Origin of the sequence: Streptomyces globosus (assembly GCF_003325375.1) — a bacterium.
In the GTDB taxonomy this organism is placed as follows: Bacteria; Actinomycetota; Actinomycetes; order Streptomycetales; family Streptomycetaceae; genus Streptomyces; species Streptomyces globosus_A.
In genome coordinates this window covers 6,802,043-6,821,751 of record NZ_CP030862.1, presented here as the reverse complement: position 1 = coordinate 6,821,751, position 19,709 = coordinate 6,802,043, and the positions used below count along the sequence as shown (strand labels likewise).

Sequence of the window (19,709 nt, the reverse complement as noted above, 5' to 3'; positions counted from 1 at the left end):
TGGGCGGGCCCTGCGGCCGGTCAGTCCTTGTCGGGCAGGGCCAGGTTCACGGCCCACGACACGACGGAGATGATCAGGCCGCCGAGCAGGGCGCTCCAGAAGCCATCGACGTGGAAGCTGAGGTCGAGCTGCTTGGCCAGCCAGGACGTCAGGAGCAGCATGAGGGCGTTCACGACGAGCGTGAACAGGCCCAGGGTGAGGACGAAGAGCGGCAGCGACAGCAACTTCACGACCGGCTTGACGATGAGGTTGACCAGCCCGAAGACCAGGGCGACCAGCACCAGGGTCAGCGTCCTGTGCCCCAGGGAGCTGGAGTGGTCGTCCAGCGTGATGCCGGAGACCAGCCAGATGGCCACGGCGAGGGCGGCGGCGTTCGCCAGCGTCTTGACTACGAAATTCGTCATGTGTCTGATCGTGGCAGAGAAGATCCTGGTGGGACATCGGCGGATCCGCTGATGCCGGGACACGAGAACACGAGGGGCACAACGACGATGAAGGCCTTCCGGCTGGACGAGCTCGAGGCGGAGCGCCTCGCGAACGACGGCGCCTACCTGCAGTTCCTGCGCGAGCCGAACATGTCGGTCGGCCTGTACGCGCTCGACGCCGGCCAGAGCGACCCGCAGCAGCCGCACCGCCAGGACGAGGTGTACTTCGTCGTGAGCGGCCGCGCCTCGATCACGGTCGGGGAGGAGACGACGACGGTGGCCCGGGGGAGTGTCGTCTACGTGCCGGCCGGGGTCCCGCACAAGTTCCACCACATCAGCGAGGACCTGAAGGTGCTGGTGGTGTTCTCCCCGCCGGAGGCCTGACCGCGCGGCACCGGGCCCGCGGAGGGTCCGGCTCCGGGGTGGCCCCCGGAGTCCCCTAAGGGCCGGATCAGGGGACTCCGGGGGCTCGCGGGCCCCCGTCGGCGTCCTCGGCCTCCTAGCATCGAGTCAGGAAACACGACCGTACGACGACATGCGACACGCACGCGGACACGCGGGCGGTAGAGGAAGAGGTCGAGCCATGGACGGCATCCGAGAAACGTTCGCCGGCATGCCCTGGTGGGTGAAGTGGGTTGCGATCCCCCTTCTGGTGCTGTTCGTCTTCGGCGGCGTCATCACAAGCATCCTCGGTGCCCTGATCGGGTTCGCCTTCAAGCTGCTGCTGTTCGTGGCGCTCGTCGGCGGACTGGTCTTCCTGGTGAAGAAGTTCGGCGGGAGCAGCACGAAGTCCTCCTCGCGCGACTGGTAGCGACGGGCGGCGCCGCTGCGGCGGAGCGGCTGCAGGGTCCGCCGAGGTTAACCCGAGTGGGGGAACGTGGGGCATGCGGAAGCTCACGGCGCGCGCGACGGTGGATAGAGTCGCGCCTGTGCCGCTCCTGGGAGCGAACGCCGAAAGCACCGCTGTGACCTGCGGCTACGCCACTCATGGCCCGAGCATGACCCCCAGGACCCGCGGCGTGTGGCGGGGGCGGCCCCCGCAGGGCGGGCCCTCTGGCCCGCCGCCAGGCCTGGGGGTGAGCTGTGTCTCCGGTTCACAATGCCGGTGTGTCCACGCTGATCGGTTCGGTGCAGCGGGCGCTGCGGCTGCTCGAAGCAGCGGGCTCCCACAGCGGGGGAGCCCCGGCGAAGCAGCTCGCGCGTGAGGCCGGCCTCCCGCTGCCCACCGCATACCACCTGCTGCGCACGCTCACCTACGAGGGATACCTGCGCCGCGAGGGCGGCGTGTTCGTCCTCGGGGCCGCGGCCGGACGGCTGGCCGGCGGCGGGGTGCAGCAGAAACGTCGCAGCATGATTCTCGACTCGCTGGCCCACTTCCGCGACGCGGTCGGCGCCCCGGTGTACTTCGCGGTGTTCCGGGACGGGGAGATCGAGGTGGTGGGCGTCTCGGACACGCCCTCCGACCCGGCGGTGGAGGAGTGGGCGGACTTCCGCGCCACCGGCCACGCCCACGCGATCGGGCAGTGCCTGCTGGCCCAGTTGGACGAGGAGACCCGCCGGGACTACTACGACCGGCACCCCGTCGAGGCCATCACGCCGTACACGGTGCGGGACCAGCGCGCGCTGGAGCAGCGCATCGGATCGCTGGGCCGCATGCAGCCGGTGACGGAGCACCAGGAGTACGCGCTGGGCACGGTGTGCGCGGCCATCCCGATCACCGCGGGGGACACCGCGGCGACCATGGCGATTTCTCTCCCCTTGCACCAGGCGGAGAAGTTGCCGTGTGTAGTCGCACGACTACGGAGTGAAGTAGGCGCGCTGTTGAGCACCCTCTCGTTCTCTATCAGTATCTGAAAACTCACTCCTTGTGATCCGCGACAGCTTCCACCACCCTTGTCAAGAGGGTCTCGGGGGGTCATTCCTGGCCACTTCCACGACAGCGGGGTAGGCAATGCGCGAATCGGTTCAGGCAGAGGTCATGATGAGCTTCCTCGTTTCCGAGGAGCTCTCGTTCCGGATCCCGGTGGAGCTCCGGTATGACGCCGGCGACCCGTATGCGGTGCGCCTGACCTTCCACCTTCCCGGGGATGCGCCGGTGACCTGGGCATTCGGGCGGGAACTCCTCCTCGACGGCATCAACAAGCCGTGCGGCGAGGGAGATGTGCACGTCGCCCCCACCTCCCCCGACGAGTTGTCGGACGTCCACATCCGGCTCCAGGTCGGCAGCGACCGGGCGCTGTTCCGGGCCGGCGCCGCCCCGCTCGTGGCCTTCCTCGACCGCACCGACCGGATCGTTCCGCTCGGCCAGGAGCGCAGCCTCGGCGACTTCGAAGGGAGCCTGGAAGAGGCCCTCGACCGGATCCTGTCCGAGGCGCGGCAGAACGAGCAGAACGCGGGCTAGCGCCGCGGCCGGATCAGCGCTTGCGCCGGCGCCCCCGCCCGCCCCGGCCCGCCGCGGGGGCGCCGCCGGCGGCCTGGGAGCCGGGCCGGTCCGCGGAGACGACCAGCGCCGCCAGGGCTGTCGTCACGGGGACCGAGGCCACCAGGCCGATCGACCCCACCAGGGTCCGTACGATCTCCTCCGCGACGAGCTCGCTGTTCGCCACCGACCCCATGCTGCTGTTCGCGATCGAGAACAGCAGCAGCAGCGGCAGCGCCGCGCCCGCGTAGGCCAGGACCAGCGTGTTGACCACCGACGCGATGTGGTCCCGGCCGATGCGAATGGCCGCCAGGTAGACGGCCCGCGGCCCCATCGACGGGTCCGCCTGGTGGAGTTCCCACACCGCCGACGTCTGTGTGACCGTCACATCATCGAGCACGCCCAGCGATCCGATGATGACGCCTGCGAGCAGCAGGCCGCTCATGTCGATCTCCGGGTAGAGGCCGTGGATCAGCCCGGTGTTGTCGTCGGTGTTGCCGCTGAGGAACGCCCAGTCGATGAACACCGAGCCCAGCAGGCCGATCAGCAGCAGGGACACGAGCGTGCCCAGAACCGCGACCGAGGTCCGGGCGGTCAGGCCGTGGCACATGTAGAGGGCGACCAGCATGATCGCACTGGCCCCGATGACCGCCACGAGCAGCGGATTGGCGCCCTGCAGGATCGCCGGCAGGATGAACAGCGTCAGCACGGTGAAGCTGATGGCGAGCGAGATCAGCGCGAACAGCCCGCGCATACGGCCCACCAGGACCACGACCAGCGCGAAGAGGCCGGCGAGCACGGCCAGCGGCAGCTTGCGGTTGACGTCGATGACCGAGTACTGGAGGTCGCGGGGCGCGTCCGGCGCGTACGCCACGACGACCTCCTGCCCCTCGGCCAACTGGCGCGGCGCGCCCGGCTGGACGATCTCGAAGAAGGTCCGTCCCTTGTCGGGCCCGGTGCCGACCTCGACCGTGGCCTTCTTGCAGGAACCGTTCTGCCCGGCGACCGCCTCGCGGCCCGACGGCGTGGAGGTGTCGCCGGTCGGCGGCACCTGGGAGGCGTTCACCGATTTGCAGTCGACCGTCTCCACCGCGACCACGCGCGCCTGCTCCGTCTGGCGGTCGAAGCCCACCCCGGAGCGCTCGTGCGCGGGAGCGCCGTTCGGCCAGAGCACGGCCATGCCGACGAACACGGCGGCGGCGAACGGGATCAGCACGGCCGCGATGACCTTGCGCAGGTGCTTCGAGACGGGCGCCGCCGGCCCGTGCGCGTGGCTGTGCACGTGCCCGTGGCCGTGGGAGTGGCCCGGTTCGGGGGAGCGGCCGCGGCCGTTCGGTGCGCGGCCGTCCGAGGGCGGGGGCTCGTGCGGATCGGTGGGCTCGCCGGAGGGCATCGTCGAGGGCGTCACCGGCTGATCATCGCAAGAGATGAGGGGGCCCACTGTTCAGCACGCCACAGATGACGCTAGCGTGGGGGCACCTTTGCACAACGCGGGAGCTCGGAGCACCGGGCTGAGAGGGCGCTGATCACCGTACGCGCGGACATGCGTACGGGAGGAGGCTGCGCCGACCGCCGAACCTGTTACCGGGTAATGCCGGCGTAGGGAGATCAGGTCTCATGACCATTCAGGACGCACGCACGCCTGCCGCCGGCCGGGACGCCGACGGCCAGACCGAGCGCCAGCCGGGCTGGCACAAGGGTTATGTCGCGGGCTCCCGCCCCGACATCCGCGTGCCGGTTCGCCAGGTCCACCTCACCAACGGCAAGGACGTGACGCTCTACGACACGTCCGGGCCGTACACCGACCCCCAGATCGAGACGGACGTGCGCCGCGGGCTGCCGCCGCTGCGCGAGAACTGGATCATCGGCCGCGGCGACACGGAGGAGTACGCGGGCCGCCCGGTGCGCCCCGAGGACGACGGCATCAAGCACACGTCGCCGCGCGGGGGCCTCAAGAACCTCGACGCGGTGTTCCCCGGCCGCCCGCGCCTGCCCCGACGGGGCCGCGGAGGCCAGGCAGTCACGCAGCTCGCGTACGCGCGCCGCGGCGAGGTCACCCCGGAGATGGAGTACGTCGCTATCCGCGAGAACGTCTCCCCCGAGGTCGTGCGCGAGGAGATCGCGGCGGGCCGGGCCGTGCTGCCGGCCAACGTGAACCACCCGGAGATCGAGCCGATGATCATCGGCAAGCGGTTCCTGGTGAAGGTCAACGCCAACATCGGCAACTCCGCCGTCACCTCCTCCATCGAGGAGGAGGTCGAGAAGATGACCTGGGCCACCCGCTGGGGCGCCGACACGGTGATGGACCTCTCCACCGGCCGCAACATCCACACCACGCGCGAGTGGGTGCTGCGCAACTCCCCCGTGCCGATCGGCACCGTGCCGCTCTACCAGGCGCTGGAAAAGGTCGACGGCAAGGCCGAGGAGCTGACCTGGGAGATCTACAAGGACACGGTCATCGAGCAGGCCGAGCAGGGCGTCGACTACATGACGGTCCACGCCGGCGTGCTGCTGCCGTACGTCCCGCTGACCGCCCGCCGCAAGACCGGCATCGTCTCCCGCGGCGGCTCGATCATGGCGGCGTGGTGCCTGGCGCACCACAAGGAGAACTTCCTCTACACGAACTTCGAGGAGCTCTGCGAGATCCTCGCGGCGTATGACGTCACCTACTCGCTCGGTGACGGCCTGCGCCCCGGTTCCATCGCGGACGCCAATGACGCGGCGCAGTTCGCGGAGCTCAAGACGCTCGGCGAGCTGAACACGATCGCCAAGCGCCACAACGTGCAGACCATGATCGAGGGTCCTGGGCACGTACCGATGCACAAGATCAAGGAGAACATCGACCTCCAGCAGGAGATCTGCGAGGAGGCGCCGTTCTACACGCTCGGCCCGCTGACCACGGACGTGGCACCGGCCTACGACCACATCACCTCGGGCATCGGCGCCGCGATGATCGCCTGGTGGGGCACGGCCATGCTCTGCTACGTCACGCCCAAGGAGCACCTGGGGCTGCCCAACCGCGACGACGTCAAGACGGGCGTCATCACGTACAAGATCGCGGCCCATGCGGCCGACCTGGCCAAGGGCCACCCGGGCGCCCAGGAGTGGGACGACGCCCTGTCGGACGCGCGGTTCGAGTTCCGGTGGGAGGACCAGTTCAACCTGGCCCTCGACCCGGACACGGCGCGCGAGTTCCACGACGAGACCCTCCCGGCCGAGCCGGCCAAGACCGCGCACTTCTGCTCCATGTGCGGTCCGAAGTTCTGCTCGATGAAGATCAGCAGAAGCATCACAGAGCAGTTCGGCGGTGAAGCGGACGTCACTCCGGAGGAGGTCGAGGCCGGGATGCTGGAGAAGTCGAAGGAGTTCGCGGCCTCGGGTAACCGTGTGTACCTGCCGCTGGCTGACTGACCTGCGTAAATAGGGCTGACCGACGGCATCCGGGGGGAGTCGTCGGTCAGCCTTCGTTTGTTCTGTGGACTGATCTTCAGACGATAGATCGTCCTTCAGCACATGGTCCCCGGTTCCGCCACTTCGAACCGGGACCATGTGTGTCAGCCCCTCCGGCCGGCGCCCCAGGCCAGACGACCTGAAGCGGTAGTCCACCCGCGCGGGGTCGATGTGACCGAGGTGGCGGCGTCGCGATCAGACGAGGGACGGCAGGGTGCCGCGCTGCCAGCGGCCGAGCCAGAAGGCCATGGCCGACGGCTGGTCCTGGTTATCGGTGGAGCCGTCGTGTAGCAGGTACTCCGTGGGGGCGATGTAGCCCTCGCCGGGTGCAAGTCGGATCCGGATGCACCGGATGGGGTGCCCTGCGGCGACGTGGGCGCGGTAGTCGTCCGTGCTGGGGCAGCGGTACGCATAGTCCTCGGGGTGGACTGCCCGGCAGACGGCTTGGGCGTCGAGGGCGCCCAGAAGGATGTACCGGGTTCCGGGGCCCAGATTGAGGGCGAGGCGGCGTCGGCCGGTCGTCTTCTGCCCGTAATTGAGCTTGTCCCAGTTGTCGAGATGGAGGCCGATGAGGCGGCCGTCCTGGTAGTTCTCGGTGGTGGTGATCATGTCGGGCTTGGCGAGGGCCTGACCCAGGTACTGGGCCTGTTCGTCGCCTATCTGCTGTGCCAGGTCTTCCAGCTTCCCGCCGTTCGGTGCTGGCGGCCGGACGATCTCCACCAGCGTGCTCGGCGGGGTCCACGGCGGGGCGTTCAGCGCTTGGGCGGCAGACTCGCTGAGCGGCTGCCACAGCCCGGACGGTACGACCGCCCCGTCTTCGAAGGCGGGATCCCCGATGACGGTGCGGACCGCAGCGACGTCGCACCGCCCCCGCAAGCCGCCCCGGTCGGTGAAGGCTACGTGTAAGGGCACTGGTCCTCCTGGCTCAGTCGTCGCCGAGGGTCATGTCGAGTTCGTTCACGAGGGCCTGGGCGATGTCGCTCTGCTGGACGTGCCCGATGCGGATCTTGGACAGGTTGGAGACGCCGCGGATTGTCGAGAGATCGTTGCCGCGCAGGTCGGTGTCCCGGTAGCGACCGGTGCCGAACTCGGTGAGCCTGAACGTGCATTCGGAGAACACGACGTCGGACAGGTCGCAGTCGGTGAATGTGGCCTCGGTGAAGGTGCAGCCGGCGAACGCGACGGGCCCCGTTGCTCGGACCTTTTCGAAGGTCGCGTAGTCGAATTTGCAGCCTTCGAACAGCACGTCATCGAGCACCAGGCCGTCCAGGGCGGCCCCCATCAGCTTGCAGTCGCGGAGGAGCGTGCGGGTCAGCTTGCTCTCGTTCCAGCGGACCGCCCCGAGGTCGCTGCCGGTGATTTCCACCCCGTGCAGGTTCAAGGCCTCGAACTCGACCCGCTTGGAGCGCAGGCCCGTGATGCGGCCGGTGACGAGCTGGGTATCTGCAAGGCCAAGCGCCCGCAGGTCGGCGTCACCGAACGTGAAGTCCTGGAGGGCGCCGCGCGGGCTGTCGAGGGTGTCGACGGTCGAGAGGTATAGGCCGGGCTCGTCCAGGTCGGGCGTGGTGACGGTGACGTGGCCGAAGGTGCGGGTGGCCATGGTGTGCTCCTCCTTGGTGGTGCCGGGGCGGCCCTGCGCGGCTGACAGGGCCGCCCCGTTCGGTGTGGGCGGCGCTACTTGTTCTTCCAGTTGTCCCAGGTGGGCCTGTTGTCGAACACGGGGGTGGGGTTGTCCCACGTCGGCCGGTTGTCGAACGTGGTCGCGGACAGGTAGTTCTCGAAGTCGGCGTTGCTCCAGGTGTTTCCCCAGCGCGCGATGGCGGCGGTGCCGGCGGCCTCCAGCAGAGACGTGAATCCCGGTGCCGAGTCCATCACGAGCGTGGTGGCGTCAGGGGCGGTGTGTGCGGACATGTCGCGTCACTCCTTCAAGTAGGGCGATCTTCGAGGTGGTGCAGTACGAGGTACGGGTGCCGTCCATGCGGCCCCCGTGCTCGAAGTACCGGTTCGCGGGGTGTGCACCTCCGCAGAAGGCGAAGGTGGGGCAGGTGGCACGGCAGGCGTCCACGCCGTCCCAGAACTCAGTGATCCAGGGGGTGCGCTCCTCGGCTTCGGCTACCAGAACGTCCAAGTCGTCCTTGAGCACGTTGCCGGTGGTGAAGTCACCGAACCGAGGGTCGGTGAACCCGGCCAGCTCCGGGGAGAGCATGACCACGCCGCCGTCATGGGCGACGGTCGGCAGCGGATCCCACGGCGAGGACGCGGGCATGGGGGCGGTCTCGTGGCCCTGTAGGACGGCACCGGCGAAGTTGAGTACGCGCTGCACCTCGCGCAGCCGTATGACGGGGTTACCGTGCCAGGCATCCGTGAGGGCCGCCCAGAACTCGGACGCCCGCACGGGGTCGGCGTCCTTGGAGCCGGTGTTGACTCCCTCTTCCTCTTCGACGTTGACGCCGAGGGTGGTCACGCCCAGCTCGGCGAAGAACTCGTAGAAGCGGGCGGCGTCGGCCGGGTCGGGATCGGAGACCACAGCGATGGCGGAGTAGGGGATGCCGTGGTGCCGTAGTCGCTCGATTCCCCGCATGGTGACGCGGAATCCCGGGTGGCCGGCGAGGGTGATGCGGTGGGTGTTCATGTCCGCGGGGCCGTCGATGCTGACGCCCACGTGCACGTCGTGCTCCAGCAGGAACGCGCACCATGCGTCATCTATGAGTGCGGCGTTCGTCTGCACGGAGTGCTTCACGCCCCTGAATGGGGCCATGAGGGCCGTCAGGTGCTCGCGGCCGGTGGCCAGCGGCTCGCCGCCGTGCCACACCACCTCGAACGCCGGATCGTCGGCAGCCCACGGGTTGACGGACGTGGCCACGGCCTCGGCGACGGCCACCGGCATCAGGTTCTTCATCTTCCGGAACGGCAGGTAGCAATACGTGCAGTCCATGGGGAGGCACTGCGTGGTCGGCTGCATGATCACGGACCGGGGGACGGTCGCGAGCCGTAAGGCACTGTGCATCGTGCTCCTCTCGGTGTGAGCGAGTGGTGTGTGGATGGCGCCGGGGGTGCATGGGGGATCAGAACCCCCGGCGCCGTGCTCCGCCCGGCTGGCGCGGGAAGGGGCGGGCGGAGTGGTGCCCCCACCCGGGTGGTGCCTGCGCGACCACCAGGGCGGGGAGCTTGTGGGTCGCCTACGAGGGCGGTTCGACGTCCGGCACGGTGGCCGGAGGGGGTGTACTCGCCGACTGGTCCAGGTTCAGGACCTGGCCGCTGAGGACGATGGCGGGACCAGCGAGACCGATCAAGAGGAGGGAGGCGATCATGCCCCAGCCGGGCGGCGGTAACTCCCCTGGGCGGGCGTTCATCGGGGGTCCGCCTCGCGTAGGGCCTGATGGTCGGCTACGACCCATTCCCGGCCGCCGCCCTCGGGCCGCAAGAAGATCGCGCGGGGGATGGCCCTCCGTGTGGTGGGATCGACCCACTCGCCGATGAACTGCACGATCCCCTCGCGGTCTTCGGCGGGGTCCAGGACCCGGGCACCCTCGTGCAGCCAGCGAGGCAGGCGGCTCATGCGGTACTCCCGGCCTGGTCGTCCTCGTCGGCCGACTTCGAAAATCGCTCCATGCCCCGCTCGGCACGGGCCCGCAGGCCCGGACTGGGGTCGGGACTGCTGGATGCGTCCCAGGGCGCGTACTCCGGCTGACCCTGGGGCTCGTTGGCGGGCGGCCGGCGGGGGATGGGCTGTGGGGCCGCGTCCTCGGCAGGCACGAGGGTGTCGAGACTGGCGGACCAGCCCGCGACGCCGCCGCCCTCGGGACACAGGCGGTAGACCGTGGTGCCGGTGTCGTTGGGGACGTCTATGACCACACCCGTGCGGGAGGTGGCGGTGTCGTACGCGAGATCGCCGCGCAGGGGCCAGCGGGGGTCAGTATCGTCCGCCTGCCGTCGTACGCGGTCATGGTCAGTGCGACGCGTAGAGGTCATGTAGCGGACCGTATGCAGCCCGCTACCCACGAATATGATTCTGTGGAATACCCGCAGATCAATCCAGCGAAAAACGTCCGGTCATGCCCCGCAGCCGCTGGCGGGTAGCGACCCGCTCGGCATAGACGATCTTCCGTAGAGTCGCCCGAGCGACGGGGTGATTGCGGACGAGCTGGGGGGCGATGCGCTCGGCGGTCTCCAGCTCGGTCAGGGCCTGGTCCCGGTTGCCGTCCCACAGCCACGCGCGGGCCAGGTCCATGTGGTGGTGCCCGAGACGGGAGTTCGGCAGAACCGAAATGTGTGCGGGGTCCGCCTCACGGTTGAGGCGAAGCGCCTTCGTCTGGTCGCTCATCTCCAGGGCGGCACTGACGCTGTGGATGATGACGTTGCCGAGGCTGAACGTGACCGAGTGCCGATCATGGATCTCGGGTCCGACGTAGGAGTTGACCCGCTCGCCCGCGGTCCGGGCCAGGGCGATGCGTTCGTCCGACCCGGCTGGGTTCCCTGCCCGGGCGCAGGAGATCGCGGCCCGCAGGTGCAGGGCGCCCCACATGCGCAGGGCGAGTGGGTCACCGGCTTCGTATTCCGTCTCGATGCCGGCGAGGGCCTTGTCCCCGAGGGCGAGCGCGTCGTCCCAGTCGGCGGAGGCCCATGTGTCCCACATCCGCATCCAGAGCGCCATTGCGGGCATCACCGGGTCGCCGGAGAGCTGCGCCGACCACGTCGCCCGCTCGCAAGCCATGGCGACCAGCTCGGGGTGTCCGAGGGCGTGGGCGGCGGTGTGCGCGAACTTGCATGCCACCGCGTAGATCGCGAACGCCTCTTCACGCTCATGGCCGGTGGACACCTCGGCGAGGGCGCGGGCCTCCCGCAGCATGTCCGGCAGCTCGGCCAGCACAGCGCCGTTCGCCGCCGCGTCCCGCAGGCGGAGCAGACGCTTCATGTCCTGCCACAGCACCTCGGACGGGCGCGGGGTACCGTCGAAGACGGGCGTCAGGTCGTAGCGGCGCAGTTCCCGCAGGATCGAGGCTGCCGAGACCTGCCACTTGGTCTCGGCTCCGCCGCCTGTGTAGGGGCGCTCGATCAGGGTGTTTGGGTGGCAGTGCAGGGCGGCGGCCACGGCGTTGATCAGCCCGGCCCGGTCCAGCTCGATCCGGCCCTTCTCCAGCTTGGACACCCAGCCCTGAGTCCGCCCGAGCGCTGCGGCGAGATCGGCCTGAGTCATCCCGACGGAGAGCCGCTGACGCCGTACCCGCTGTCCGATTCGCTCTTGCTCCTCGATGTACCCGCTCACACCCACCACCCCGATCTGAGACCACGCTTCTGACGCGAAGGTACCGCTGACACGCGACGGGCGGCGGGCCTTGACCAAGGGATCTCAGAATGCTCAGGCTCGCCTTCGGCGGTGCGATGGGATGGCGATAGCCGACATGCGGAGGACCTGACGGGGGTCCGTCCTCCGGCCCCGTCCCCCGCTCATCCGAACGCCTGATCGGCGCCTCCTACATGAGCCCCGGCACACCCCCTCCGCGCTGGAACTCGCGTGCGTCAACTCCGTTCCTGCTTTGGCAGTTGGCGATGACTGCCGCACCTGTGCATCGCGGTCGGCCGGAGCGGCTTTGGCCGGTGTCCTGTTTGGGTTGGGGTCGGGCATGTTCAGGGGGCCACGCCGCCGACACGTTCCACCTCGTCCGCGCCGGACTGTGCGGCGGCAAGAACGTCCCCGAAACCGTCCGCACGCACCCCCGCGTGTTCCTCACCCTCACCGCCCCCTCCTTCGGCCCGGTCCACAACCGCCCCACCACCAACACCGGCAAGCCCTACCCCTGCCGCTGCGGAACCTGGCACCCCGAGGGCGCCCCAGAGGTTGGTACCCCACTCGACCCGAAGACGTACGACTACACGGGGGCCGTGCTGTGGAACGCCCACGCGGGCGCGCTGTGGGCACGCTTCACCCTCAACCTGCGCCGGGCGCTGGCCGCGCATCTGCACATGACGCAGAAGGCCATGAAAGAGGTGCTGCGGGTCTCCTTCGCGAAGGTCGCCGAGTATCAGCAGCGGGGCTTGGTCCACTTCCACGCGGTCGTGCGCTTCGATGGCCCCGACGGACACACCAGCGCCCCGCCGGCCTTCGCCACCGTGGCCGCCCTCAACGAAGCCATCGGGACTGCCGTCGAAGCAACCGCGCTCGCGGTGGTCTCCGACACGGTGGGGGACCATGAGATCCGCTGGGGCAGGAAGTTCGATGTCCGGGAGATCACCGCACTCGGTGACGGCGAACTCACCGACGCCGCTGTTGCCGGGTACGTCGCGAAGTACGCCACGAAGAGCGCTGAGGACTCCGGCACCGTGCACCGGACGATGGTCTGCCGTACCTGCTCCGGCCGTGGCACTGTCGGCGGCACGATCCGCGACCTGTGCCCCGACTGCCACGGCACCCGCCAGGCAGAGCCGATCAAGAACCTTCGGGCACAGAGCCACGTCCGGCAGATGATCCGTACCGCCTGGGACCTGGGCGGCCTGTCCGAATTCGCAGACCTCAAGCTCTGCAAGTGGGCACACATGCTCGGCTTCCGCGGCCACTTCTCCACCAAGTCCCGCGCCTACTTCACCACCCTCGGCGCACTCCGCGATGTCCGCCGCGCCTGGCGCACTGCTCAGGCAGAGGCCGCCCGCGCGCGCTCCGGCCACCCCGCCCCCGGCCCGGACACCGTGCTCGTCACCGAGTCCTCCTGGGCCTACCTCGCCTCCGGCTACCGCCCCGGCGAAGAACTCCTCGCCAACCAGACACGCCACGAAATCAACCAAGCCCGCGCCGACAAGGAACGGGCCAAGACCGAAGGGGAGGTATGGGCATGAGCTGCGCAGCTCAGACGCTCACCTGTGACGAAGCCAAGGTGGACGCCTGGATCGAACGGTGCGTCTGCGACGCGCCCCCGCTCGGGGACGCTCAGCTTCGCCGGATCGGGGACATCCTCGGCGTCACCCTTACGCGGAAGCCGACCGCCACACCGGCCTGAGCTGCGTCACGTCGAACGGCTTCCGGCCCTTTCCACCCGGCTCGGCTATCACGGCGAGCAACGCATTCTGGATCATCTCCCGCTTCTGCGTCAGCGTCTTCGCCTCCCACTCCGTATCTATGTCGGCCGTCGCAGCCTCGGCTGCCGCGACCATCGCGAGGTGCTTGGCCTGGTCGGCCCGCAGCTCCTTCACCAACTGGTCCATCGGCGAGAGATTGCGGAAGAACGTCTCGTCATCAATCTGGCCCGTCTGCCAGCGCTGCTCAAGAGCGCGGCGGCGGGCCACAGCCGATTCCAACTCCTCGTCCCGGGTCCACTCCGGCACGTCCTTGGCGGCTGCGGCGGCATCCCGCTTGAGCTTGGCCCTGACAAGGGTCGAGACGTGCTTGTCCGTCTCGTCGCCGCGCTTGTACGTCTTGTTGCAGCCGCCATCTACGGTCTTCTTGCACAGGTACCCGTGGCTGTAGCTGACCCAGTCGTTTGCCTTCACGCCGGTCATCTTGTTGTTGCAGGCCGTACCGTCCTCCCGAACGGCGCCGCACCGGAGCACACCTGTCAGCAGGTACTTGTGGACGACACCGCCGGGTGACTGGCCCTTGCCCCGGCCTCGCTCCCTGATGGTGGCGACCACGGCGAACCACTCCTTCGGCGTGACGATCGCCTCCCACTCGCCGACGACCGGTTGCCCGTCCTCGTCGCGCACCAGTTCTCCGACGATCTCGCGGTATCCGCAGAGCCGGGCGTTCAGCAGCACCTGCTTCACGGTGGCGTACTGGAACGCGTTACCCCGGCTGGTGGTGAACCCGGCTTCCTTCCACTGGGCCGTCACCTCGCTGAGGGACGCCCCTGCGAGCACGTCTTTGACCGCCTTCCGGATGGCGTCGGCCTCCGCCGGCCGGAGCGATACCTTGTCGTCGTCCCAGCCGAACGGCCGCCACGCGGACACCGACTGTCCGCGGATCGCGCGGTTGCGGTGGCTGGTGCGGCTTCGGCGCTGCTTCTTCCGCGTCTCGGCGAGGGACATGGCCACCCCCACCAGTCCCTTGACCTCGAAGCCCTCGGCGTACAGGTCCTGGTGTCCGTTGGAGTCGTAGTAGACCCGATCGGGGTGGGCCGTGAAGGCGCGGAGGTACCTTTCCCAGTCCCCCGGGCGCCGGTAGAGCCGGTCATCGTTGATCGCCATGACACCGTGGATGGGGTAGCCCTCCGGCGTCCGGCCCGCCGTGAGGTCCGTGAGCATCTGCTCGAAGTCGTCGCGCACGACTTCTTCCTTGCTCGCGCTCTTGTCGTTGTCGGTGTACCGGTAGACCACCAGCCATTCGAAGCCGTTGGCCTTCTCGCCAAGCTCGCGGTGCTGGTCCTCGATGCCGTGTGCGTCCTTGGCTCGGCCGTCGAACGAGATGCGGGCGTAGCAGACCACGCACCTCATCTTCGGGTTCGCGGCGAGCATCGCCATGACCTCGGGCACGCTCGGCACCTCGGCCGGCACCCCGCGCAGCTTGCTGACTACCTCGTCTCTCGTGGCCACTGGCCCCCCTCTGCTTCCTGACGGAACGGAGCCAGCAATCTAGCATGTGGCACTTCTAGTTAAGTTCTGCTCGATGAAGATCTCGCAGGACATCCGCCGCGAGCACGGCGGAGACCTGAAGGCCGAGGAGATCCAGGCGGGCATGGCCGAGAAGTCCGCCGAGTTCGCGGCGAGCGGCAACAGGGTGTACCTCCCGCTCGCGGACTGACCCCCGCCGGACCGACGGGGCGGACCCGCGACCCATGGGGGGGAGCCGCGGGCCTGCCCCGCGCCGTCGTCCCGGCGGTCCCCGGGGCCGCCGGTCGGGCGACCCGGGTGAGGCGGCTCAGACCCCGGTCGGCTGCCGGGGCGATGTTTCACGTGAAACAGGATCAGGAGAGCCGCCGCCCGCCAGCGCGAAGCCGCGGTTCGCCTCGGTCTGCCGGCGGTAGACCTCCGGCAGGTCGGGTAGCGCCAGCAGGCGGTCGCAGGCGCGCAGCGAGGCGTCCATGTCGCCGACCCAGTACGCCGTGATGGAGTGCTCGAAGAGCAGTCCCCAGCGGTACACCCAGGGGTGCACGAACAGCAGGTCCGGCGGGGCCGGCCGGTCCAGGACCGCGGTGGTGACCGCGTGTGCGGCGTGGTGGCGGCCCTGCACCCGAAGCCGCGCGGCCAGTTCGTAGCAGGCCTCCAACCGGGTCGGCCGGGTTTCCCAGGCCCGGGTGAGGGCGTCCATCGCGCCGGGCCAGTCACCGGACTCGGCGCGCAGGACGCCGGACTGGAGCAGGGCGTAATAGACCTCCTCCTCCCAGCCGCCCATGGCGGCGCGCTGCTCGTAGAGCCGGATGGCCTCGGCGGTCTCCCCCATGTCCCGCATCGTCTGGGCGAGGTAGAAGACCGCCCGCGTGTTGGAGGGGTCCCGCTCCAGCTCGGCCCCGAGCAGCCGGGCGTCCCGCTCGAACTTGTCGTGGCGAGAGCCGCCGTCCGCGTGGTCCACGATGGAGAGCGCGTCCAGGTTCTCCTGCACGCCCGGGCGGTCCTCGTACTCGCCGGGGCGGTCGCAGGTCAGGTACTCGTGAGTGGCCCCCTCGTAGCGCCACGGCAGGTCGCCGCGGACCAGCCGTTTGATCCGGTACTCCGTCGGGCCCTCGTGGCGCAGCATGTACGACTGCGCCGTGAGTTCGGGCAGCGGGCCGTTGCGCCGCAGGACGAGGTCGGCGTCGAGGAGCAGGAGGTAGTCGGCCTTGCCGCGGGCGTGCGCGATGTTGAGGCTGCGGTTGTGGCCGAAGTCGGTCCAGGGCTCCTCGTGCAGCTCGCCCGGGATGCCGTGCAGCGCCTTGCGGATGAGGTCCTGGGTGCCGTCCGTCGACCCCGTGTCGGAGATGACCCAGGTGTCGACGAGGTCCCGCACGGAGTCCAGGCAGCGCTCGATGACGGCGGACTCGTTCTTCACGATCATGCAGAGGCAGATGGTCGGCTTCACGGCCGCCGACCCTAGGGACGTGCCACCGCCTCCACGGGGCGGCACGCCGGACGGCGGCCCCGGGCGGCTGCCCCGCCCGCGGCCAAGTGGCCCTTTGTGCTCGTCCGTTTTAATGACCGGCGGGCGAGCCGGGCTGCGGCGGCGGAGGGGCCTGCACAGAGTGTCTCCTCGCGGAGTCCGCGTTCGCGTGAGGGCTTCGGGAAGGCATTCGATCCCATGTGCAGGAGGAGCGCTACATGAGTTCTGAGGACAGGACCCGATCGTCGCTGGGGCCGCTGCCCCGCCGGGCGGGCTGGCTGGCCGGCGGCACCTTCGCCTCCCTGGCGCTGGTCATGGGTGCGGCCGTCGCCGCCCCTGCCGCCGTGGGAGCCCCGCAGCCCTCCGGCGCGGTGGTGTCGGACACCGGCGACCACTGCGACCTTGCGACGGCGAACAAGGCGACGGACCCGCCGGCGGTCTCTGCCCAGCCCGCGGGCGGTGACAAGTGCAAGGTCGGGCCCACCGGTCCGCGCGGTCCCAAGGGCAAGACGGGCGCCACCGGGCCGACGGGTCCGACAGGTCCGACGGGACCGGCCGGTACCGGAGCCACCGGTGCGACCGGTGCGACCGGTGCGACGGGCCCGACGGGCGCCACCGGCCCCCAGGGCGCCAGCGGCCAGTGCTTCGACGTGGACGCCGTCCGGCCTGCGGCGGCCCGCGAGGTCAAGGCGGTGCTCGCCGACACGGTCACCTACGCCGGCATCCGCGACCTGACGCCTGCCCCCACCCCGTGGCGCTGGTACGACCTGACGGACACCGGCGAGACGTACCCGACGGACGCCTGCGCCGTGTCGGTCTCCTCACAGGCCAACATCGTCAACATCGAGGTGCTGACCACCGGCGGGGAGATCTACGAGACGAGCTGCACCATCAACCCGGGCACACCGGACGCTCTCACCTGCAACGAGGTGTGGACGGCGGCGGACCCGCAGCCGGCCGCCGGGGCCAACGGCCTCGCCCGGTTCGCGAACAAGTCCCTCTCACCGCAGGACATGAACCTCCGTCCGGCAGACGTGAACTAGAGCAGCTCCGCTCCGTCAGAGCGGCTCGCGGCTCGCGCTGCCGAACCCCGGACTGCCGAACTCCGGGCCGCTGAAGTCCGGAGCGGTGTAGCCGGGCCGCGCCCCCTGCGCAGGGGACCGCGGACTGCTGAAGTCGGGCCGGGTGTATCCCAGATCGGGGATGCGCCCGGCCGTCGGCGTGCCGGGCGCGGCATGCTCCGGCCCCGCGCCGGGGGCGGCCAGGGCGTCCCGCAGGAACGGCAGGATGCCCCGCTCCAGCAGCGCCTGCCGCCAGGCCTCGCGGGCCAGGGAGACCTCGTCGGGCGCGGCCCGGTCCTCGTCCCCTGCCACGACCTCCGTCGCCCGGTTCCGCAGGGCCGTCACCAGCAGCCCGACGACCGCGCCGAGCAGGGTGACCGCCGTCAGTGCCCCGAAGAACCACCCCGCCGTCAGCAGGGTGTCCGCGAGGGCGGGTTCGGGCTCGATCGCCTTCAGGACGTAGCCGACCAGCAGGAAGATGAGCATGGCGGCGGCTGCGAGGACCGGCGCCAGGACCGCGACGACGGCGCTGAGCCCGGCGCCGCTCTCCTCCGGGGCGTCCCCGGAGCCTCCCGACCGCGGCGTCGAGCGGATCTCCGTGCGTCGTGCATCGCGCACCTGTACGAAGCGGTCGTACTCGGCCGCTGCCGCGGCGGTCAGCAGGGCGCTGGCCCCGACCGCCATGGCCCGCAGTTGTCCGGCGCTCAGCCGCTCGCCGAGCGCGGCGAGCTCGGGCCGCTCGTGTGCGGTGCGCAGCGCCTCGTCGAGGAGCCGGTCGAATTCGGGGCGGTCCTCGGCCAGCAGGTGCGGAGCGCTGTTCATGTGCATCCCCCGATGTTCCGTGGCGGCCGGTTTCCCCGCGTGGATTCGGGGTCAGCCGGCGCAGACGGAGGAGAGCCTGCTACGGACAGAGCGATGGTAGAGGGCCCATGCCGCGCCGTGACAGGGGGTTTCGCGAATTGCCCCGCTCGTGACAAGCGTCAGTCGGCGAGCGGCAGTTGCTGCACCAGGAGCTTGCCGGCCATGGTGACGCCGCCGTCCATCGCGATGGCGAGCCCGTCCGCGTACACGTGGGGGCCGTGCACCTCGGGGCCGCGGGACTCGTCGCCGTCCTCGGTGCCGACCTCGCCGAGCAGGTACGGGATGGGGCTGTGGCCGTGCACGATGCGGCTGCCCCCGTAGGTGGAGAGGAGCTCGCGGACCGCCTGGGGGCCCGTCTCCTCGTCGCGGAAGGCGAACCGCTTGGTGAACTTGCGGAACAGGTCCCAGGTGATGTCGGCGTCGTTCCGGTTGAGCAGCTCGTGGATGGTGTCGTTGACGTCCTCGACGGAGTCGCCGTAGTCGAGGTATGCGGTCGTGTCCGAGTGCAGCAGCAGGTGGCCGTCCTCGAGGACGGCGGCGTCCAGCCGCGACATCCACTGGAGGTGGACGTCCTCCAGGCGCTCCATGTCGGTGCGCTGGCCGCCGTTGAGCAGCCAGGCCGCCTGGAACGTCGCGGTGCCGGCGCCCGAGGCGACGGGAGTGTCGCCGAACCGTTTGGCGCCGATGAGCAGCAGCTCGTGGTTGCCCATGAGGGCCTTGCAGTAGCCGCCGGCGGCGGCGGCCTCGGCGGAGAGCCGCATGACCAGGTCGATCACGCCGATGCCGTCGGGCCCGCGGTCGGTGAAGTCGCCGAGGAACCACAGGCGGGCGTTGCCTGCGGACCAGCGCCGGTCGGCGTCGATGAGGCCCTGCGCCTGCAGCTCGGCGACGAGCTCGTCGAGGTAGCCGTGGACGTCGCCGACGACGTAGAGCGGCCCGGGCCCGGTCGGGGAGTCCTGGGGGGCGTACTGGACCTGGACGGTGTCACCCGGGCCGCCGACGGCCGCGCGGGTGATGACCGGCAGGTCGCGCTGGGTGGGCGTGTAGTCGGCGTGGCCGCTGCCCTGCGCGGGCGCCCCGCCGGCCGGCGGCACGGCCGGGGCCGGCGGCACGGCCGGGGCCGGCGGCGGGGCGGGGGCGTGCGCCGGTGGCGCGGGCGGGGGCGGGGGCGGCGCGGATCCCGGCGCGGGCTCGCCGTAGTAGGCGGGGTACTCGCCGTAGACGGGTGCATCCTCGGGACGTCCTGCGGGCGCGCCGTACGGATGGGACTCGTCGACCGGCACCCGGAAGTCCCGCAGCGTCTCCGTCCGCATCGCGGGTCCCTGACCGGCCCCCTGAGTCATCGACCCCTCCACCACCGTCGCGCTGCCGTACACCTGCGGATCCCCCTGGCCTCCGGGTCGGAGGATCCGTGATGTCGTGCGCCCATCATAGGAATGCGGCTCGCGCTGTGTGACGCACCAGGGGTGGTGAATCCTGTGCGGAACCGATCG

At 70.1% G+C, this 19,709-nt stretch carries 21 protein-coding genes and 1 pseudogene; 8 read left to right on the top strand and 14 right to left on the bottom strand.

Annotated features, from left to right (window positions below; genetic code table 11):
- Positions 1-20: 20 nt before the first annotated feature.
- Positions 21-404: a phage holin family protein gene (locus C0216_RS30380; protein ID WP_114058316.1), complete on the bottom strand. Its 384-nt coding sequence runs from the start codon at positions 402-404 to the stop codon at positions 21-23.
- 87 nt (positions 405-491) lie between these two features.
- Between C0216_RS30380 and C0216_RS30375 the strand changes: the two genes are divergently transcribed.
- The 4 genes from C0216_RS30375 (at position 492) to C0216_RS30360 (ending at position 2,826) form a co-directional block, all read left to right on the top strand.
- The gene (locus tag C0216_RS30375) at positions 492-809 is read left to right on the top strand and encodes a cupin domain-containing protein (RefSeq protein WP_114058315.1); all 318 of its coding nucleotides are present in this window, start codon (positions 492-494) and stop codon (positions 807-809) included.
- A 199-nt stretch (positions 810-1,008) separates the two neighbouring features.
- Positions 1,009-1,236, top strand: a complete 228-nt coding sequence (locus C0216_RS30370; RefSeq protein WP_114058314.1) for a DUF5326 family protein — start codon at positions 1,009-1,011, stop codon at positions 1,234-1,236.
- A gap of 296 nt (positions 1,237-1,532) precedes the next feature.
- On the top strand, positions 1,533-2,279 hold the full coding sequence (locus tag C0216_RS30365) for an IclR family transcriptional regulator (protein ID WP_246042752.1): 747 nt from the start codon (positions 1,533-1,535) through the stop codon (positions 2,277-2,279).
- 97 nt (positions 2,280-2,376) lie between these two features.
- Entirely contained in the window at positions 2,377-2,826 is a 450-nt protein-coding gene (locus C0216_RS30360) for an SsgA family sporulation/cell division regulator (RefSeq protein ID WP_114058312.1), read from the top strand.
- Positions 2,827-2,839: 13 nt separating this feature from the next.
- Here the strand turns inward: C0216_RS30360 and C0216_RS30355 are convergent, their stop codons facing one another.
- Positions 2,840-4,237, bottom strand: a complete 1,398-nt coding sequence (locus C0216_RS30355; protein WP_114058311.1) for a YibE/F family protein — start codon at positions 4,235-4,237, stop codon at positions 2,840-2,842.
- Positions 4,238-4,461: 224 nt separating this feature from the next.
- On the opposite strand from C0216_RS30355, the gene thiC reads away from it, so the two are divergent.
- The gene (gene thiC / locus C0216_RS30350) at positions 4,462-6,255 is read left to right on the top strand and encodes a phosphomethylpyrimidine synthase ThiC (protein ID WP_114058310.1); all 1,794 of its coding nucleotides are present in this window, start codon (positions 4,462-4,464) and stop codon (positions 6,253-6,255) included.
- 234 nt (positions 6,256-6,489) lie between these two features.
- Here the strand turns inward: thiC and C0216_RS30345 are convergent, their stop codons facing one another.
- The 8 genes from C0216_RS30345 to C0216_RS30315 all read right to left on the bottom strand — a co-directional run bounded on the left by C0216_RS30345 (position 6,490) and on the right by C0216_RS30315 (position 11,560).
- Complete coding sequence (locus C0216_RS30345) at positions 6,490-7,206, bottom strand: hypothetical protein (RefSeq protein ID WP_114058309.1); 717 nt, start codon at positions 7,204-7,206, stop codon at positions 6,490-6,492.
- A 13-nt stretch (positions 7,207-7,219) separates the two neighbouring features.
- Complete coding sequence (locus C0216_RS30340; RefSeq protein WP_114058308.1) at positions 7,220-7,894, bottom strand: pentapeptide repeat-containing protein; 675 nt, start codon at positions 7,892-7,894, stop codon at positions 7,220-7,222.
- Between the two features lie 74 nt (positions 7,895-7,968).
- The gene (gene amcA / locus C0216_RS30335; protein ID WP_114058307.1) at positions 7,969-8,205 is read right to left on the bottom strand and encodes a multiple cyclophane-containing RiPP AmcA; all 237 of its coding nucleotides are present in this window, start codon (positions 8,203-8,205) and stop codon (positions 7,969-7,971) included.
- Positions 8,183-9,301, bottom strand: a complete 1,119-nt coding sequence (amcB, locus tag C0216_RS30330; protein WP_114058306.1) for a cyclophane-forming radical SAM peptide maturase AmcB — start codon at positions 9,299-9,301, stop codon at positions 8,183-8,185. Before amcB ends, amcA begins: the two co-directional genes overlap by 23 nt.
- Before the next feature lie 172 nt (positions 9,302-9,473).
- On the bottom strand, positions 9,474-9,647 hold the full coding sequence (locus C0216_RS33660; RefSeq protein ID WP_162793321.1) for a hypothetical protein: 174 nt from the start codon (positions 9,645-9,647) through the stop codon (positions 9,474-9,476).
- Positions 9,644-9,853, bottom strand: a complete 210-nt coding sequence (locus tag C0216_RS30325) for a hypothetical protein (RefSeq protein ID WP_114058305.1) — start codon at positions 9,851-9,853, stop codon at positions 9,644-9,646. Before C0216_RS30325 ends, C0216_RS33660 begins: the two co-directional genes overlap by 4 nt.
- Entirely contained in the window at positions 9,850-10,266 is a 417-nt protein-coding gene (locus C0216_RS30320; protein WP_162793320.1) for a hypothetical protein, read from the bottom strand. Before C0216_RS30320 ends, C0216_RS30325 begins: the two co-directional genes overlap by 4 nt.
- Before the next feature lie 58 nt (positions 10,267-10,324).
- Positions 10,325-11,560: a helix-turn-helix domain-containing protein gene (locus tag C0216_RS30315; protein ID WP_114058303.1), complete on the bottom strand. Its 1,236-nt coding sequence runs from the start codon at positions 11,558-11,560 to the stop codon at positions 10,325-10,327.
- A gap of 356 nt (positions 11,561-11,916) precedes the next feature.
- Between C0216_RS30315 and C0216_RS30310 the strand changes: the two are divergent.
- Positions 11,917-13,125, top strand: a pseudogene (locus C0216_RS30310) (replication initiator); the annotation flags it as partial.
- A gap of 129 nt (positions 13,126-13,254) precedes the next feature.
- Here the strand turns inward: C0216_RS30310 and C0216_RS30305 are convergent.
- Positions 13,255-14,814, bottom strand: a complete 1,560-nt coding sequence (locus tag C0216_RS30305; protein ID WP_246042750.1) for a recombinase family protein — start codon at positions 14,812-14,814, stop codon at positions 13,255-13,257.
- Between the two features lie 73 nt (positions 14,815-14,887).
- On the opposite strand from C0216_RS30305, the gene C0216_RS35160 reads away from it, so the two are divergent.
- On the top strand, positions 14,888-15,022 hold the full coding sequence (locus tag C0216_RS35160) for a hypothetical protein (protein ID WP_281277964.1): 135 nt from the start codon (positions 14,888-14,890) through the stop codon (positions 15,020-15,022).
- A 117-nt stretch (positions 15,023-15,139) separates the two neighbouring features.
- Here the strand turns inward: C0216_RS35160 and C0216_RS30300 are convergent, their stop codons facing one another.
- Positions 15,140-16,276 (bottom strand): glycosyltransferase, encoded by a 1,137-nt coding sequence (locus C0216_RS30300; RefSeq protein ID WP_246042749.1) that lies wholly within the window; start codon positions 16,274-16,276, stop codon positions 15,140-15,142.
- Positions 16,277-16,512: 236 nt separating this feature from the next.
- On the opposite strand from C0216_RS30300, the gene C0216_RS33655 reads away from it, so the two are divergent.
- Positions 16,513-17,337, top strand: coding sequence for a hypothetical protein (locus tag C0216_RS33655; RefSeq protein WP_162793319.1), 825 nt, complete (start codon positions 16,513-16,515; stop codon positions 17,335-17,337).
- Positions 17,338-17,352: 15 nt separating this feature from the next.
- On the opposite strand, the gene C0216_RS30290 is transcribed toward C0216_RS33655, so the two are convergent.
- Together C0216_RS30290 and C0216_RS30285 are read right to left on the bottom strand one after the other, a co-directional pair.
- Complete coding sequence (locus C0216_RS30290; RefSeq protein ID WP_114058302.1) at positions 17,353-18,183, bottom strand: hypothetical protein; 831 nt, start codon at positions 18,181-18,183, stop codon at positions 17,353-17,355.
- Between the two features lie 152 nt (positions 18,184-18,335).
- Positions 18,336-19,559, bottom strand: coding sequence for a metallophosphoesterase (locus C0216_RS30285; protein ID WP_114059024.1), 1,224 nt, complete (start codon positions 19,557-19,559; stop codon positions 18,336-18,338).
- Between the last annotated feature and the right edge of the window lie 150 nt (positions 19,560-19,709).